This is a genomic window from Streptomyces sp. CAU 1734, from assembly GCF_039888735.1.
In the GTDB taxonomy this organism is placed as follows: Bacteria; Actinomycetota; Actinomycetes; order Streptomycetales; family Streptomycetaceae; genus Streptomyces.
The window spans coordinates 254,258-269,187 of sequence record NZ_JBDQQP010000002.1; the positions used below are offsets into that span (position 1 = coordinate 254,258).

Consider the following 14,930-nt stretch of genomic DNA (forward strand, 5'->3'; position numbering starts at 1 on the left):
CGGCATGGACACGGGGCGGGGCGGGGCGGCGCGGATGGCCGTTCGCGCCCCGGACAGGCCCCGGAGGCCGGACGCCGGAAGAACCCGGCTTCCGGACGAAGACCGAAGCCGGACAGGAACCGGAAGCCGGACAGGAATCGAAGAGCAGGCCGAACAGAAACGAGGAGCCCGTACATGGCGGTTGTGAACTCCCACTCCGAATGGCAGCCACTCGAAGAAGTCGTCGTCGGCGATCCGGCGGGCGCGATGATCCCGTCCTGGACCACCATCGAGGACACCACCGTACCCCCGGGGTCCGAATCGCTGGACGATGTGATCGGCCGGCCGGGGACCCCGTATCCGCCCCGGCTGGTGGAGGCCGCCGAGCGCAGTCTCGACGAGCTGATCGGCATCCTCAAGGACGCCGGGGCCACGGTGCGCCGCCCCTCGCCGCCGGACTTCACGGCGCCGTTCGGGACCCCGGCGTGGGAGACCGGGCACGGCTGGTCGTCCGCCAACCCCCGCGATGTGCTGCTGGTGATCGGCGACGAGATCATCGAGGCGCCGATGCCGGACCGGGGCCGCCACTACGAGGTGTGGGCCTACCGCGAACTGCTCAAGGAGTACTCCCGGGCGGGCGCGCGCTGGGTCTCCGCGCCCAAGCCGCAGCTCCTCGACGAGCTCTACCGGCCCGGCTACCGGGCGCCCGGCCCCGACGACCCGGTGCAATGGGGCCTCACCGACTTCGAGCCGGTCTTCGACGCGGCGGACGCGCTCCGCTGCGGCCGGGACATCTTCATCGAGCAGAGCCAGGTCACCAATGCCGCCGGGATCGCCTGGCTGCGCCGGCATCTGGGGTCGGAGTACCGGGTGCACGAGGTGCGCCCGCGCTATCGGCGGCAGATGCACATCGACACCTCGCTGGTGCTGCTGGCGCCGGGGAAGGCACTGGTCAATCCGGAATTCCTGGACCCGGACGATCTGCCCGAGCCGCTGTCGAAGTGGGATCTGCTGATAGCGCCCGAACCGGTGGTCACCGAGAAGACCGCGCAGGGGGTGATGAGCAAGTGGAGCGCGATCAATCTGCTGTCGCTGGACGAGACCCATGTGGTGGTGGAGCGGAATCAGCCGGGTCTGATCAAGGCGCTTGAGGGCTGGGGCTTCGATCCGGTGCCGTGCTCCTTCGAGGACTACACCTACTTCGGCGGGTCCTTCCACTGCGCGACGCTCGATGTGCGGCGGCGGGGCGGGCTGGAGTCCTACTTCGACTGACGTATCCCATCCGGCCAACGGGCCGCCGGAGAGCGGGACCGCTCTTCGCAGCCGGGCTGATCTTCCCGTCCACTCGTTGGGCGAGACGGTGTGTGGACACCCGGTACGGGGCGGCCGACCGTACCGGGTGCCGCCATCGGGAGGCACGGCCCGGCCCCGGTGAACACACCCCGCGCGGGCCGGTTGCCCGGCCCGCCGCCACCGCACACTTCCGGCCTCCGGGAGTACCGTCCCTCCCCCCGTCCCCCCGGGAAACGGACACCTCGCGGATACCCTCGATCACGATCCCATTGACAGAAAAATCGATCATCCTATATTGAACAAAAACAAACTCTGGGGGGATGGTGGCGGATTCCGCGCCCGACGATGTCGGCAGCCTGTTACGACAGTTGGCGATGCGACACTTATGGGCCTCGGATCAGCCGAGGAAGCAGCGCACACTGACCGAAGATCAACCGATACCGCCACTTCCGAACTCGCCCGGCGGCCTGCCTCCCGAGCCCGGCTCGGATATCGGACGCCTTCTCGGGGTCCCGCCCGACGTGATACTCGCCGAGTTGATCGAGAAGGAGGAACAGGCGGCCCGCAGATGGATCGAGGAACTCCAGAAGTTCCTTTCCAGCCTTTCCTCGCTCAGCTCCAATCTGCTGCTTCTGCAATCGGTCAAGGGCGGCACCGGCCGGGGCAATCCGCTGGTCGGTGCGGACGGCCAGGCGACGGCCGTGCGCTCGGCGGTGCCGCGGGCGCACCACACCGTCGAGTTCATGCACACCGCCTCGTCCCCGCTCTGGGAGACGGTGGAGACCCTGCTCCGCGAGGAGCGGCTGCCGGCCCGCGGCGTGACCGTACGGCTCATCCACGCGAGCGCCGCGAAACAGCCGCCCGGCGTGCACACCAGGCTGCGGGAGCTGGCCGACATCGACGTCATGGTCAGAGCGGCCACGGTGCTGCCCTTCGGCATCCTGGTGGTCGACGGTCTGCTCGCCTATGTCTTCCCCTTCGCCGGACAGGGCGGATCGAGCGCGCTGGAGATCCGGGATCCGGAGCTGGTGCCGATTCTGACGGAGCTGTTCGAGTACAGCTGGGTGCACTGGGCGACGGCGCCGACCGAGGAGGAGCCCGGCTTCACGGGCATCGACCCGGACGATCTGCTCGATCAGCGGGAGCGTTCGATATTGCGTCTGCTGACGCAGGGAGTGAAAGACGATGCCATCGCACGGATATTCGGTGTGTCCACCCGCACGGTGCGCCGGCTGATCACCGAAATCATGAAGAAGCTCGACGCGACCTCGCGATTTCAGGCGGGTGCGCGGGCGATGGCCCGCGGCTGGCTGACCGGGGTGTAGCGGAGAATCCGGCACACCGGCACATATGCCGTTGAACCTCGGCGCATACGCCGCCGGGCCGAATCCCGGAATCACGGACCGGGCCAACCCGCGAGAACACAACTCCGGGCGCTGATACGGTCTACGCGTTCAAGAAGAGACCGCCAACTCGGTTGAGTGGAGCACGACATGGCAAGCAATGAGGATGTTTTCGCGGCGGCGCCGGTCAAGGCGACCGCGTCATATGAGGATCTCGCGAAGATCGATATCCGGGTCGGTCTGATCGAGAGCGTCGAGGACATGCCGAAGTCGGACAAGCTGGTCAAACTGACGGTGAACTTCGGCGATCACCACCGGACCATCGTGGTGGGGATGAAGCAGGAGCGGGAGAACCCGGCGGAGATCGTCGGGCTCCAGGCCCTTTTCGTGGTCAATCTCGAACCGCGCAAGATGATGGGCGTGCTCTCCGAGGGGATGCTGTTCGACATCGGGTACGCCGACAAGGTGACCCCGGTCCTGGCCCTGCCCGAGAAGCCGGTGCCCAACGGCACCCGGGTGGGCTGACCGGCCGTCAACCACCACCGCCGGGGATCAGCGGGCCGCGGCATCGCGACCGGGCCGGGATCCGGTGGTCCGCGTCAGGGGAGAACGTTGTGTTGATCGAGGTACGGCTCGGCGGGGACGACGCGGAGGACGATCTCCGGTCGTTCTGCGCCTGGCTCAGGGACGAGCCGGACATCCGCCGCCATGCGAGTGTCACCCTGGAGACGGGCGCACCCGTGCCCGGCGGGCTCGGCGCACCGCTGGAAGTGATCCAGCTCGTCATCGACTCGTCGTTCCAGCTGGCGAGCCTCGCTCTCGCCTATGCCGCGTGGCGGGCCACCCGGCGCAACCCCGGGGACATCAGTGTGCGGCGTGACGGCGACTCCATAGCCCTGCCGTCACCCGCCGCCGCGGATCCCGGCACCGGCCCCGCGGCTCCCGGCCCCGGCGCCGGGAGCGGTGGTACGGGACCGGCCGACGGTTCCGGTGAGTCGCCGCGCCATCCCGCAGCCGGGGAGTAACCGTGCCGGCGCTACCCGATCCGCACACCTCCCGGGCGGTGCTGCTGGGCACGGGCACCTTCGAGCGGCCGGAGCTCCCGGACATCTCCGCGATCCGCAACAACCTCTCGGCGCTGGCCGAGGCGCTGCGGTCCGAGCGTGTCTGGGGACTCCCCCGCGATCACTGTGTCGTCGTACCGGACCCGTCGACCAATATCGAACTGCTCGATCCGATCGTCGCCGCGGCCCAGCAGGCCACCGACACCCTGATCCTCTACTACGCGGGGCACGGCCTGGTCGACTCCAAACACGGCGACCTCCATCTGACGCTCACCACGACCGACACCCGGCGCATCTACACCGCCGTGCCGTACAGCAATGTCCGGGACATCGTCCTGGACAGCCGGGCGGCCCGCCGGATCGTGATCCTCGACTGCTGCTACAGCGGACGGGCCCTGGGCACCATGGCCGATCCCGCGACCACCGTCGTCAACGAGGCCAGCGCCGAGGGCACCTACATCCTGGCCGCCGCCGCGGAGAACAAAATCGCCCTGGCCCCGCCGGGCGAGCCCTTCACCGCCTTCACCGGGGCCTTTCTGGACACCCTCCGGACCGGTATCCCGGGCGAGAGCGAGATGCTCAATCTGGACGCCATCTACAACCAGGTACTGGGCAGAATGCGGGAGAGCTCCCGCCCGCTCCCGCAGAAGCGCGACCGGAACACCGCCGGGCGGCTCTCCCTCGTACACAACCAGGCCCACCCCGCCGTACTGGACCTCCACCGCGCCGCGCACTCCTTCCTCCAGGTCGACACCGGTGTCGCGGAGGTGACCCGTGCGCTCCTCACCGAGCTGTTCGCCGAGGATCCGGCGGCCCGGCGGCGGGCCGCCGAAGCGCTCGCCCGCCTCGACAACCGCGAGGAGGCCGTACTCACCGCGCTGGACAGCAGCATCCGTGACGACCTGGACCACGAGGTCAGGCGGTCTGCGCGGAACGCCTTCCTCCAGCTCGGCGACCCCGCCGAGTTCGGGATGATCCGCATCCCGGCGGGCGACTTCGTCATGGGCACCAGCGACCGGGGCCGGGCGATGCTCCGCGCCCAGCTCGGTCTCGAGGGCGCCTGGACGTACAGCGAGAGCCCCGAGCGCCGGGTGAGCCTCCCCTCCTACTTCATCGACCGGACACCGGTCACCAATGCCGAGTTCGATGCGTTCGTCCGGGCCACCGGATACCGCACGGTCTGCGAGATCGAGGGCAGCGGCCATGTGAAGACCCGGGGCGGCGGCCAGGTGACCGAGGTGCCCGGAGTGGACTGGGCCCACCCGGCGGGCCCCGGCTCCACCTGGCGCGACCTCCCGGACCACCCGGTCACCCTGCTGGCCTGGCCCGATGTCGCCGCCTACGCCGCCTGGGCGGGCAAGCAACTCCCCACCGAGGCCCAGTGGGAGAAGGCGGCCCGGGGCACCGGGGGCCGGCTCTGGCCCTGGGGCGACACCTGGCGGGAGGGCGTCTGCAATGTCTCCGCCTTCCACGCCGCCCGGCTGGGCGGCCCCGGCGCGCCCCGTACCGACTGGTGGCAGACCTTCGACCAGTTGCGGGACGCCCCGCTGACCACACCCGTCGGCAGCTTCCCGGACGGCGCCAGCCCGTACGGCCTGCTCGACTGCGCCGGAAACGTCTGCGAACGCACCTCGGACTGGTACGACCGCTACCCGGACGGCTGGGACTCCTCCGAGCACTACGGCCGCAAGTACCACGTCCTGCGGGGCGGCGCCTTCCACCACGGCCCGGAACTCGCCCGCACGGCCGCGCGGGACTTCGCTCATCCGCTCTTCCGCACCTTCCACGACGGATTCCGCTGTGTGGTGAACGTGCCGGAGTGAGAGCGGGACAATGCCCCATGACCACCACCCCACTCCTCGCCCTGCGGTGCGCGGCCGGACTGGCCCTGCTCGCGGTGACCGCGCTCGGAATGATCGAGCACCCTTTCCCGGCCACCGCGGCGACCCTTGTCGGCACCGGTCTTCTGGCGGAGGTCGTCCTCCGGGTCCGCGCCGGCCGCCGGACCCGGGCGGGCCGCACCACGGCGGACGGCTGAGCGCGACGGCAACACCGCCGCAATGCGGCGGCAATCGGCCGCGCCGGACGGCCGATGCGATCCGGCCATCCTGCGGGACGGCGGTCCCGGCACGGTCCGCCCCCGCGCGGGCAACGGCCCGGGACGTATCGCGAGCACAGGGGCACCGGGCGGACGGCGGCGGGACGCGGGCACCGGCCGCGGGGCGCCGGCGGGAGATCCGGAGAGCCGCTGACCGAAATTCCCACTCCCCCGCGGTCCGCCCCGGAGCATATTCTCCGCAGCGGAAGTGCACAGAACAGCACACAGCTCCTCTGATCAGCCGGTCTCATCCGACGGGCGAGTGCGCCCGATCTCTGTGAACGGGCGCCGCGATTCCGCTGCGTCTCGGCTCGGCACAATGCTCGGCCCGTCCGTCACCCCGCTGTCAGGGGGTGTGCGGTCCATGCCTTCCGCGCTCCACCACCCCGGCCACCAGGGCTGTCCCGGCGTCTTCTCCGCGCCGTACGGGCAGCCGGAGACACTCATTCTCCATCGGAGGTTGAACGTTGAACAGCAACTGGAAAGCGCTGGCCGTGGCCGTGGCCGCATCCCTCATGGGACTCACTCTGAGCGGATCGGCGGGCGCCGCGCCCAAGACCGTGTCCGGTGACGGCGGCAACCGCATCGGCATCGTCCAGGGCAACGGCGAATCGCGGGTGAAGGAGGGCGGCCTCAGCGCGAGCTGGGTCCTGGAGCACACCAACGTCAAGCAGCTCGCGCTCTCCGGCAACCGCATCGGGGTACTGCGCGACAACGGCGAGGCCCTGGTCAAGGAGGGCGGCCTCAGCGCGAGCTGGGTCGTGGAGCACAACAACGTCAAGGAACTGGAACTCTCCGGCAACCGCATCGGCATCGTCCGGGGCAATGGCACCGCCCTGGTCAAGGAGGGCGGCCTGAGCGCCGCCTGGGTGCACGAGGCCGACAGCGTGGTGGACATCGACCTGGCGGGCAACCGCATCGGCATCTTCCAGGGCACCGGCGAGGCATGGGTGAAGGAGGGCGGCCTCAGCACCAACTGGGTCAAGGAGGCAGACAACGTGATCCAGCTGGAACTGTCCTCCAACAGAATCGGCATCGTCCAGACGAGTGGCGAGGCATGGGTGAAGGAAGGCGGCCTCAGCACCAACTGGGTGAAGCAGCACGACAATGCCCACCGGATCGCCCTCTCCGGCAACCGCATCGGCCTGCTGCACGGCAATGGCATCGCCCTGGTCAAGGAAGGCGGCCTGAGCGCCGCCTGGGTCCAGCAGGCGGACCGGGTGACGGAGCTGTCCCTGTCCTGACGATCTGAGCACCGCCCGCTTGAACGGCCCCTGGCCGGGTGAATTCCCGGCCAGGGGCCGGATGCCCGGCACCCGTTCCGCCGCGCCGCTCCCCCGCGAGCCGGCCCCACGGCTCTCCGTACCGCCGACGGCTCTCCGTACCGCCGGCGGTCGCGGACGCGGAGAGCTTCAGGCGGCCCGAACCGGATCACGAGCGGCTAGGCATCCTGCTGTGCCAGCCATCTGGTCATCACGCGGTTCGTCTCCTCCGGCATCTCCTGCTGGATCCAGTGACCGCAATCCAGACCGACCACTTCCACATGGGGCACGAACTCCGCCGGATTCCCGGACCTCCGGATCACATCCCGGTCGCCGTGGATCATGAGCGCGGGCTGCCGAATGACCGGGTCCGCGTCCGCCAGCAGATGCCAGTTGCGGTCGAGATTCCTGTACCAGTTCACACTGCCCGTGAACCCGGACGATTCGAAGGCCGAGACGAAAACGGCCAGTTCGCTGTCGCTCATGACGGGATCACCGAGCGGCTTCTCCGCCCGGGCGAGATCGATCAGCGCCATACCCGGCCGGGGCTCCCCGGGGGGCTCGTTCTTCCGGTACAGGTTGCGGAGGAACCGGAAGGTGTTCTCCTCGAAAACGGCGTCCGCGACGCCCGGCCGCCGATTGAAGTGGACGAAATAGAAGTCGCCGCCGAGCGCGTCCTCCATGGCCTCGACCCAGGGCCTCCCGCCGCGCTCCTGGTAGGGCAGGCTGAGGTTGATCACTCTGCTGACCCGGCCCGGATGCAGCAGGGTCAGCCCCCAGACGACCATCGCACCCCAGTCGTGACCGACGAAGGCGGCGTCGTCGTATCCGTAGTGATCGAGAAGTGCGACGAGATCACCCGACAGGTGTCCGATGTCGTAGTCCGTCACTTCGGCCGGGCGGGATGAATTTCCGTAACCCCGCTGGTTCGGGACGATGACGTGGTAGCCCGCGGCGGCGAGGGCGGGCATCTGATGGCGCCAGGAGAAGGCATGCTCCGGCCAGCCGTGACAGAGCACTATGGGCTTTCCGGCATTCCGCCGGCCCGCTTCGAAGACTTCGAGCTCCACACCGTTGACCGGAACAAGGGTGGGCTCGGGAAAATCACCTGGATTGAACATCGCATTCTCTCTCTGCGTTTTCGGGGCGACCGGCGCCGGGGATTCCCGGGGAAAGCACCGGCACACCCCCGGCGGGCCGGGGGCCGATACGGCCGCGGGCCGCGGGAATCCCCGGTGAGGCCATGCCGCCATCCTGCCGACCGAAACCGGTCACCCCATGACCGGTTTCCGTGAAAGCGTTGCCGGCATGCGATCCGACCGGCTGGTGGCCGTCCTGCTCCTGCTGCAACGGCGCGAGCGGGTGACAGCGGCGGAGGTGGCCCGAGAGCTGGAGATCTCGGAGCGCACCGCCCGCCGCGACCTCGACGCCCTGGCCATGGCCGGGGTACCCGTGTACTCCCTGCGGGGCCGGGGCGGCGGCTGGCGCCTCGTGGGCGGCGCCCGCACCGACCTGTCCGGCCTGACCGCGAGCGAGGCCCGCGCCCTCTTCCTGGCCGCCGGCCCGGCCTCGGCCGCGATACCGGCCGTGCGAGCGGCCCTGCGCAAGCTCGTCCACGCCCTGCCGGAGCCCTTCCGGCCACAGGCCGAGGCGGCGGCGTCATCGCTGCTCACGGACCCGCGACAGTGGGGCACGAGCCCGATCGGGCACCCCCCGCCCCGCTTCCTCGGCGAACTCCAGGACGCGGTGATCCGCGGCGTCCAGGTGCGGCTCGGCTACGTCGACCGCGAAGGCGCCGAGACCGAGAGAACCGTCCACCCGCTGGGCATCGTCGCCAAGGGTCCGTCGTGGTACCTCGTCTCCCACACCGAGGCCGGCCGGCGGACCTTCCGGATCGACCGGGTGTCATCCGCCGCCCCGACCGGCGATCCCGTGCACCGCCCCGAGGACTTCGACCTCGCCGAGAGCTGGCGCGAGATCGCCGACGAGATCGACCGCAGACGAACCCCGCTGGAGATCCGGGCGGTGTGTGTGCCGCACGGAATGGACGTGCTCCGGATGGCCCTGGGCAGCCGGCTGGAGGTCGGAGGTCCCACGGCCGACGGCCGCGTCGAGGTCGTGATCCGCGGCGCCGGCGAGTACCTGCTCGCCGGCGAACTGGCGGGGCTGGTCGAATGGCTGGAGGTGACCGGCCCTCCGGGGGTGCGGAACCACCTGGCCGCGATCGGCGGCGCACTCGCCGAGCGGTACGGCTGAGGCCGCCCCGGGTGCCGGATCACCGCGGCGGGCGGAGGTCGGCGGGGGTGGTGCCGGGACATCCGCCACGCCCCGGGGCGCAGCTGCCCGCCGATGCACGAGAAAGTCTCCGACCCGCGGGATTGCCGGGTCGGAGGCTCTCAGTGGCAGACGAGCCGGGCTGTACGCCGGGTTCTGTCCCCCGGGACCTCGCGGTCGTCGGGGTGACGGCCATCCATCTGGGACCGGCGTTGCCGCCGGCCTCGTGCGGTCTACCCGCGAACTCGGGCGGGCAGCCCTCGGACGTTCGCGCAGAAGCACCGGAGTGCTTCCTCTTGACCTTGCTCCAGGTGGGGTTTACCTAGCCGCCTGAGTCACCTCAGGCGCTGGTGGTCTCTTACACCACCGTTTCACCCTTACCGGGGACCGAAATCCCCGGCGGTCTGTTTTCTGTGGCACTGTCCCGCGGGTCACCCCGGGTGGGCGTTACCCACCACCCTGCCCTGTGGAGCCCGGACGTTCCTCGGGAGGATCCGGAGATCCTCACGCGGCCGCCCGCCCGGCTCGTCTGCCGTGCCGACCATGCTACCCGGCGGGGCGGGCGGGGGTTGACCCTGACGCGGCGTCATGGTTTTCCCTGGTGTCATGAGAATCGGAGAGGTCGCCGCGCTCGCCGGGGTCACCCCGCGCACCGTCCGTCACTACCACCAGCTCGCGCTGTTGCCGGAACCCGGCCGGCTCGCCAATGGGTACCGCGACTACCGGCTGGGGCATGCGGTCGCGCTCACCCGGATCCGGCGCCTCGCCGAGCTGGGGGTCGGGCTCGCCGAGGTGCGGGATGTGCTCGCCGACGACGCCGGGCGGGAGCTCGCCGAGGTGCTGGAGGAGCTGGACGCCGATCTGGCCCGGCAGGAGGCGGCGATCGGCCGGCGGCGTGCCCGGCTCGGGGAGCTGATCGGGAGGGCCCGGGCGGGCAAGCTGCCCGCCGAGGGGCCCGTCTCGGCGGAGCTGGCCGATCTGCTCGGCGGGCTGCCCGCCACCGACTCCCCGGTGGCCGCGAAGGACCGTGAGCATCTGGCGCTGATCGACGGCCTGCTGTCGCCCGGCGAGCGGGCCCGGCTGTTCGAGGCCCTCGCCCCGCTCGCCTCGGGCGAGGAGTGGCGGCGGCTGTCGGCGCTGTACGAGCGGCTCGACGCGGTGGCCGGCGCGGACCTCTCCGACCCCAGGATCGGGCCGCTCGCCGATGAGCTGGCCGCCGCGGTCCCCGATGAGCTGCTGCGGTTCACCGGGGACGGGTCCGCGGCGATGGACAGCGCCTTCGGGGAGGCGTTCCTCGCCGATTTCAGTCCCGCGCAGGCCGCTGTCGTACGGCGGATGATCGCCCTGGTGACCGCCCGGACACGCGAGACGGTGTGAGCGGCGGCGGTCAGGCCGGGGCGAAGAGGATCTCCGCCGTCGCCGGGTCGGCGCGGGTGAGACGGACGCGCAGGCGTTCCCCCAGCGGCAGCGCCCGGTCCGAGACGACCGGGCCCACCACCGCCGGGTCGGCGAGCTGGACCGTGCCCTCGGTGGGCCGCCGGTCGCGGACGTCCACCACGAAGCCGTCGAAGATCTCCCCGACCCGCTCGCGCAGCAGCGCCGCCTCCACGATGTCCACGCACGCGCGTTCGACCGTGTGGGCGAGCCGCGCGCCCGCCGCCATCTCCCGGGGGAGCGCGTCCAGCGCGGTGAGCACCCACTCCGGTACGCCCTGGCCCGCGCAGGCCGCGAGGCAGAGTTCGCCGGTGTAGCGGTCGATCAGCCGGCGCAGCGGTGCGGTGCAGTGGGTGTACTCGGCGGCCACCGCGGCGTGGATCGCGGGCGAGGGGAGTCTGCCGCCGGTGAAGACGGTGTAGCCGGCGCCGCGCAGCAGGGCGGTGCAGTCCTGGAGGAAGGCCGCGTGGCGGGGGTCGCGCGGGTCGAGGGAGCGGATGAGTTCCGCGTACGAGACATGGTGCGGCCAGTCGATGCCGAGGGCCCGTGCGGAGCGGCGGAGTTTCGCGACCTCGCCGTCCGGGGCGGTGGGGAGGGCGCGGAGGATGCCGGTGCCGGCGGTCGTCATGATCTCGGCGGCGGCCATGCCCGTGAGCAGGGAGATCTGGGCGTTCCAGCCGTTGGCGGGGAGCGGGGCGCGGTATTCGGTGCGGTAGCGGCCGGACGCCTCGGCGATCTCCTGTTCCGGGACGTTGAGGGAGATCCCGCCCCGGGCGCGCTCCCGGGCTTCGCGGAGGGTGCCGACGACGCGCAGCAGGGCGAGGGGCTCCTCGGCGGTGGCGTCGTCGATGCGCCGCTGGGCGGTGGCGTAGTCGAGCCGCGCATGGCTGCGGACGAGGGCCCGGTGCACCTCGGCGGCGGTGGTGCGTCCCTCCGCGTCGAGGTCGATCCGCCACAGGAGGGCGGGGACGGTGCGGCCGGGGAGCAGGCCGGCGGCGCCCTCGGAGAGCACCGGCGGATGGAGCGGGGTCCGGCCGTCGGGGAAGTACAGCGTCTGTACGCGGCGGTGCGCCTCGGCGTCGAGCGCGCCGCCCGGGGTGACGAAGGCGGCGACATCGGCGATGGCGTACCGGACGCGGTAGCCGTGGCCGTGGCGGGCGAGATGCATCGCCTGGTCCAGGTCGGCCGAGCCGGGCGGGTCGATGGTGAAGAAGGGGACATCGGTCGCGTCGGTGAGCTCCGCGGCGCCGGGCGGGCGCGGGGCGGTGGCCGCGGCTTCGGCCTCGGCGAGTACGGCGGGCGGGAAGCCGGCCGGGATGCCGAGGGTGGTCCTCAGTTCGCGCAGCGCGGTCCGCAGCGGGGCGCCGGCCGCGCCGGCGGTGTGCATCAGGCGGCGGGGCATGGGTCGAGCGTATGGCGGGAGGGGGTGGTCGGCACTCCGGGCGGGGGCGGGGGCGCGTACGGGGGGCGGGAGCGGGAGGCGGCGGTGTACCGCGCCGTGGCGGGGCGCGCGGCGCACGGGCGGGGCGGGGGCGGATCGGGCGGGCTCCGGGCGCGTACCCTGGCGCGGGGCCCGGTGGCCCGGCCACCCCCCTGTTCCCGGCTGTATGTGATCTCAAGGAGTCCACCGTGCTCGTGCTGCTTCCGCCGTCGGAGGGTAAGGCCGCTTCCGGGCGCGGGGCGCCGCTCAAGCCCGAGTCGCTGTCCCTGCCCGCCCTCGCCGGGGCGCGCGCCGCGCTCCTGGACGAGCTGGTGGAGCTCTGTCTCTCCGACGAGGAGCGGGCGCGCGGGATCCTCGGGCTGAGCGAGGGGCTGCGCGGCGAGATCGCGAAGAACACGGAGCTGCGGACGGCGGGTGCCCGGCCGGCCGGGGAGATCTATACGGGGGTGCTCTACGACGCCCTCGGGCTCGCCACCCTGGACGCGGACGCCCGCCGCCGGGCGCGCGCGTCGCTGCTGGTCTTCTCGGGGCTGTGGGGCGCGGTGCGGGTGGGCGACCGGATTCCGCCGTACCGCTGCTCGATGGGGGTGAGGCTGCCCCGGGCGGGGGCGCTGGGCGCGTACTGGCGGGGGCCGATGGAGAGCGCGCTCCCGGAGGCGGCGGGGAGCGGGCTGGTGCTCGATCTGCGGTCGTCGGCGTATGCCGCCGCGTGGAAGCCGAAGGGCGGGGTCGCGGAGCGGACGGCGACGGTGCGGGTGCTGCACTCGCAGCTCGTCGACGGGGTGGAGAAGCGGTCGGTGGTCAGCCACTTCAACAAGGCGACCAAGGGCCGGATCGTGCGTGATCTGCTGGTCTCGGGGGTGCGCCCGAAGGATCCGGCGGAGCTGGTGGAGGCGCTGCGCGAGCTGGGGCATGTGGTGGAGGCCGAGGCTCCGGCGCGGAAGGGGCGCCCCTGGGCGCTCGATGTGGTGGTCACCCGGATCCACTGAGATATTGCACCCTGCGCAACGTTCATTGCGCGGGATGCGGGCGGCACGGCAGGATGGGCCCATGACCTCCGTGCTGGATCTCGCGCCCGTCGTTCCCGTTGTCGTCATCGAGGATGCGGACGATGCCGTACCGCTCGCGCGGGCGCTCGTCGCGGGCGGGCTGCCCGCGATCGAGGTGACGCTGCGGACGCCCGCCGCGCTGGACGCGATCCGCGCCATCGCCGCCGAGGTGCCCGAGGCGGTCATCGGCGCGGGCACCGTGATCTCCCCCGGGAATGTCGCCTCCGCCGTGACGGCCGGGGCGCGCTTCCTGGTGAGCCCCGGCTGGACGGACCGGCTGCTGGACGCCATGCGGGAGTCGGGCGAGCCCTTCCTGCCGGGTGTCTCGACCACCTCCGAGGTGGTCGCGCTGCTGGAGCGCGGGGTGACCGAGATGAAGTTCTTCCCGGCGGAGGCGGCGGGCGGCATCCCTTATCTGAAGTCCCTCGCCGGTCCGCTGCCGCAGGCCAGGTTCTGCCCGACCGGCGGTGTCTCGGCGGCTTCCGCGCCCGCGTATCTGGCGCTGCCGAATGTGGGCTGTGTCGGCGGTACGTGGATGCTTCCGGCGGACGCGCTGGCGGCGAAGGACTGGGGCCGGGTCGAGTCCCTGGCGGCGGAGGCGGCCGGACTCCGCTGACAACTGGCGGGCGGGCGGCGCGCGGCGGGCGCCGGGCGGACCCTGGTCGCCGGCCCCCCGGGCCCGCCCGGACCGCGCCGCGCCGGCGCCCGTCAGCCGCGTACCGGCCCGTCCGTCCCCGCCACCGCCCCCGTCAGCGCCGCGAGCTGACCGGGGGTCAGACGCTCCGGCGCGGCGGCGGCCCGGTATCCGCCCCGCCCCGTACGGCGCAGGACCACCGGGCCCGTCAGGGACGGGAAGGTCCCGGCGGTGTGCAGTGCGGCGGCGGTGCGCTCCGGTGACCACTCCAGCGCGGCGCACAGCTCGGCCGGGGTCAGCGCCCCGCCCGCGTGGACCAGCGCGGCGAGTACGGTGCGCGCGTCGTCCGCCGCCCCCGTGGCGGGACCGCCGCCGGCCATGTCCTCGCTCAGACCGGCGAAGAACCGGGCCATCTCCGCCAGCCGGGCCCCCGCCGGGGTCGCGGCGTGGAAGAGCTCGGCGCCCCGCCGGGCCGTCTCGGCCCAGCCGGCGTTCGAGCGGGCGCTGGTGAGCCAGGACCGGAGCCAGATGTCGTCGTCGATGATGTAGCGCTCGCGCCGGTGCCGGGGGTCGCGCTCCCGGCGGACCACCTCCAGGGTCTCCAGATAGCCGATCGCCTTGGAGACCGAGGCGGGGCTGACCCGCAGCCGCCGGACCAGCTCGGCGGCGGTCAGGACACCGGAGTCGGTGGTCACCAGGCAGGCGAAGACCCGGGCCGCCATCCTCGGCAGTCCGGTCCGGACCATCAGCGCCGCGAACGCCTCGGTGAAGGCGCGCACCGCCCCGGGGTCACGTCCGTACGCCCCCGTCAGGGCCTCGGGCTCCGCGTCGGGCACCGGCCGGTGTCTGCGGGCGCGCCGCTCGGTGGCCAGATGGGCGTGGTCGGGGCGGTAGCCGCCGGGGCCGCCGTTGCGGGCCACCTCCCGGCTGACGGTCGAGGTCGGCCGGCCGAGGCGCCGGGCGATCTCCGCGTATCCGAACCCCTCGGCCAGCCAGGCGCCGATCCGGCGCCGGTCCTCATGGCCGAGTCTGTCTCCGGGCATCCGTACCGCCCCTCTC

14 protein-coding genes and 1 other RNA gene are annotated in these 14,930 nt (G+C 72.2%); 11 read left to right on the plus strand and 4 right to left on the minus strand.

The genetic code is table 11. From position 1 onward, the window contains the following. The first annotated feature begins 174 nt into the window (after nucleotides 1-174). From AAFN69_RS04830 to AAFN69_RS04860, 7 genes are all read left to right on the plus strand, one after another. Nucleotides 175-1,251, plus strand: a complete 1,077-nt coding sequence (locus tag AAFN69_RS04830) for an amidinotransferase (protein WP_347727008.1) — start codon at nucleotides 175-177, stop codon at nucleotides 1,249-1,251. Nucleotides 1,252-1,808: 557 nt separating this feature from the next. After that, on the plus strand, nucleotides 1,809-2,597 hold the full coding sequence (locus AAFN69_RS04835) for a helix-turn-helix transcriptional regulator (protein ID WP_347727009.1): 789 nt from the start codon (nucleotides 1,809-1,811) through the stop codon (nucleotides 2,595-2,597). Between the two features lie 168 nt (nucleotides 2,598-2,765). Continuing rightward, nucleotides 2,766-3,140 carry a hypothetical protein gene (locus AAFN69_RS04840; protein ID WP_347727010.1) on the plus strand — a complete coding sequence of 125 codons (375 nt, stop codon included), beginning with the start codon at nucleotides 2,766-2,768 and terminating at the stop codon, nucleotides 3,138-3,140. Nucleotides 3,141-3,229: 89 nt separating this feature from the next. Next, nucleotides 3,230-3,640, plus strand: a complete 411-nt coding sequence (locus tag AAFN69_RS04845) for a hypothetical protein (protein ID WP_347727011.1) — start codon at nucleotides 3,230-3,232, stop codon at nucleotides 3,638-3,640. Nucleotides 3,641-3,642: 2 nt separating this feature from the next. Beyond that, on the plus strand, nucleotides 3,643-5,502 hold the full coding sequence (locus tag AAFN69_RS04850) for an SUMF1/EgtB/PvdO family nonheme iron enzyme (protein ID WP_347727012.1): 1,860 nt from the start codon (nucleotides 3,643-3,645) through the stop codon (nucleotides 5,500-5,502). Nucleotides 5,503-5,519: 17 nt separating this feature from the next. Then, nucleotides 5,520-5,717, plus strand: coding sequence for a hypothetical protein (locus AAFN69_RS04855; protein WP_347727013.1), 198 nt, complete (start codon nucleotides 5,520-5,522; stop codon nucleotides 5,715-5,717). A gap of 527 nt (nucleotides 5,718-6,244) precedes the next feature. Beyond that, the gene (locus tag AAFN69_RS04860; RefSeq protein ID WP_347727014.1) at nucleotides 6,245-7,021 is read left to right on the plus strand and encodes a peptidase S1; all 777 of its coding nucleotides are present in this window, start codon (nucleotides 6,245-6,247) and stop codon (nucleotides 7,019-7,021) included. 197 nt (nucleotides 7,022-7,218) lie between these two features. Here the strand turns inward: AAFN69_RS04860 and AAFN69_RS04865 are convergent, their stop codons facing one another. Next, the gene (locus AAFN69_RS04865; RefSeq protein WP_347727015.1) at nucleotides 7,219-8,160 is read right to left on the minus strand and encodes an alpha/beta hydrolase; all 942 of its coding nucleotides are present in this window, start codon (nucleotides 8,158-8,160) and stop codon (nucleotides 7,219-7,221) included. A gap of 187 nt (nucleotides 8,161-8,347) precedes the next feature. On the opposite strand from AAFN69_RS04865, the gene AAFN69_RS04870 reads away from it, so the two are divergent. After that, the gene (locus AAFN69_RS04870) at nucleotides 8,348-9,295 is read left to right on the plus strand and encodes a WYL domain-containing protein (RefSeq protein ID WP_347727016.1); all 948 of its coding nucleotides are present in this window, start codon (nucleotides 8,348-8,350) and stop codon (nucleotides 9,293-9,295) included. Nucleotides 9,296-9,442: 147 nt separating this feature from the next. On the opposite strand, the gene rnpB is transcribed toward AAFN69_RS04870, so the two are convergent. Then, nucleotides 9,443-9,841: RNase P RNA component class A (rnpB, locus tag AAFN69_RS04875), an RNA gene on the minus strand. A gap of 78 nt (nucleotides 9,842-9,919) precedes the next feature. Here rnpB and AAFN69_RS04880 point away from each other — a divergent pair. Next, on the plus strand, nucleotides 9,920-10,690 hold the full coding sequence (locus tag AAFN69_RS04880) for a MerR family transcriptional regulator (protein WP_347727017.1): 771 nt from the start codon (nucleotides 9,920-9,922) through the stop codon (nucleotides 10,688-10,690). Nucleotides 10,691-10,700: 10 nt separating this feature from the next. Here the strand turns inward: AAFN69_RS04880 and AAFN69_RS04885 are convergent, their stop codons facing one another. Next, complete coding sequence (locus AAFN69_RS04885) at nucleotides 10,701-12,149, minus strand: RNB domain-containing ribonuclease (RefSeq protein WP_347727018.1); 1,449 nt, start codon at nucleotides 12,147-12,149, stop codon at nucleotides 10,701-10,703. Nucleotides 12,150-12,376: 227 nt separating this feature from the next. Here AAFN69_RS04885 and yaaA point away from each other — a divergent pair, with 227 nt between their 5' ends. Both yaaA and eda read left to right on the plus strand, forming a co-directional pair. Further along, on the plus strand, nucleotides 12,377-13,177 hold the full coding sequence (gene yaaA / locus AAFN69_RS04890; RefSeq protein ID WP_347727019.1) for a peroxide stress protein YaaA: 801 nt from the start codon (nucleotides 12,377-12,379) through the stop codon (nucleotides 13,175-13,177). A 61-nt stretch (nucleotides 13,178-13,238) separates the two neighbouring features. Next, nucleotides 13,239-13,853, plus strand: coding sequence for a bifunctional 4-hydroxy-2-oxoglutarate aldolase/2-dehydro-3-deoxy-phosphogluconate aldolase (eda, locus tag AAFN69_RS04895; protein WP_347727020.1), 615 nt, complete (start codon nucleotides 13,239-13,241; stop codon nucleotides 13,851-13,853). Nucleotides 13,854-13,945: 92 nt separating this feature from the next. Here eda and AAFN69_RS04900 read toward each other — a convergent pair whose 3' ends face one another. Next, nucleotides 13,946-14,914 (minus strand): MarR family transcriptional regulator, encoded by a 969-nt coding sequence (locus AAFN69_RS04900; RefSeq protein ID WP_347727021.1) that lies wholly within the window; start codon nucleotides 14,912-14,914, stop codon nucleotides 13,946-13,948. Between the last annotated feature and the right edge of the window lie 16 nt (nucleotides 14,915-14,930).

Bases quoted from the DNA above. Each gene is read 5' to 3' on its own strand.
- AAFN69_RS04830 (WP_347727008.1), top strand. From the start codon at position 175: ATGGCGGTTGTGAACTCCCACTCCGAATGGCAGCCACTCGAAGAAGTC.
- AAFN69_RS04840 (WP_347727010.1), top strand. From the start codon at position 2,766: ATGGCAAGCAATGAGGATGTTTTCGCGGCGGCGCCGGTCAAGGCGACC.
- AAFN69_RS04855 (WP_347727013.1), top strand. From the start codon at position 5,520: ATGACCACCACCCCACTCCTCGCCCTGCGGTGCGCGGCCGGACTGGCC.
- AAFN69_RS04865 (WP_347727015.1), bottom strand. From the start codon at position 8,160: ATGTTCAATCCAGGTGATTTTCCCGAGCCCACCCTTGTTCCGGTCAAC.
- AAFN69_RS04870 (WP_347727016.1), top strand. From the start codon at position 8,348: ATGCGATCCGACCGGCTGGTGGCCGTCCTGCTCCTGCTGCAACGGCGC.
- AAFN69_RS04880 (WP_347727017.1), top strand. From the start codon at position 9,920: ATGAGAATCGGAGAGGTCGCCGCGCTCGCCGGGGTCACCCCGCGCACC.
- AAFN69_RS04885 (WP_347727018.1), bottom strand. From the start codon at position 12,149: ATGCCCCGCCGCCTGATGCACACCGCCGGCGCGGCCGGCGCCCCGCTG.
- eda (WP_347727020.1), top strand. From the start codon at position 13,239: ATGACCTCCGTGCTGGATCTCGCGCCCGTCGTTCCCGTTGTCGTCATC.
- AAFN69_RS04900 (WP_347727021.1), bottom strand. From the start codon at position 14,914: ATGCCCGGAGACAGACTCGGCCATGAGGACCGGCGCCGGATCGGCGCC.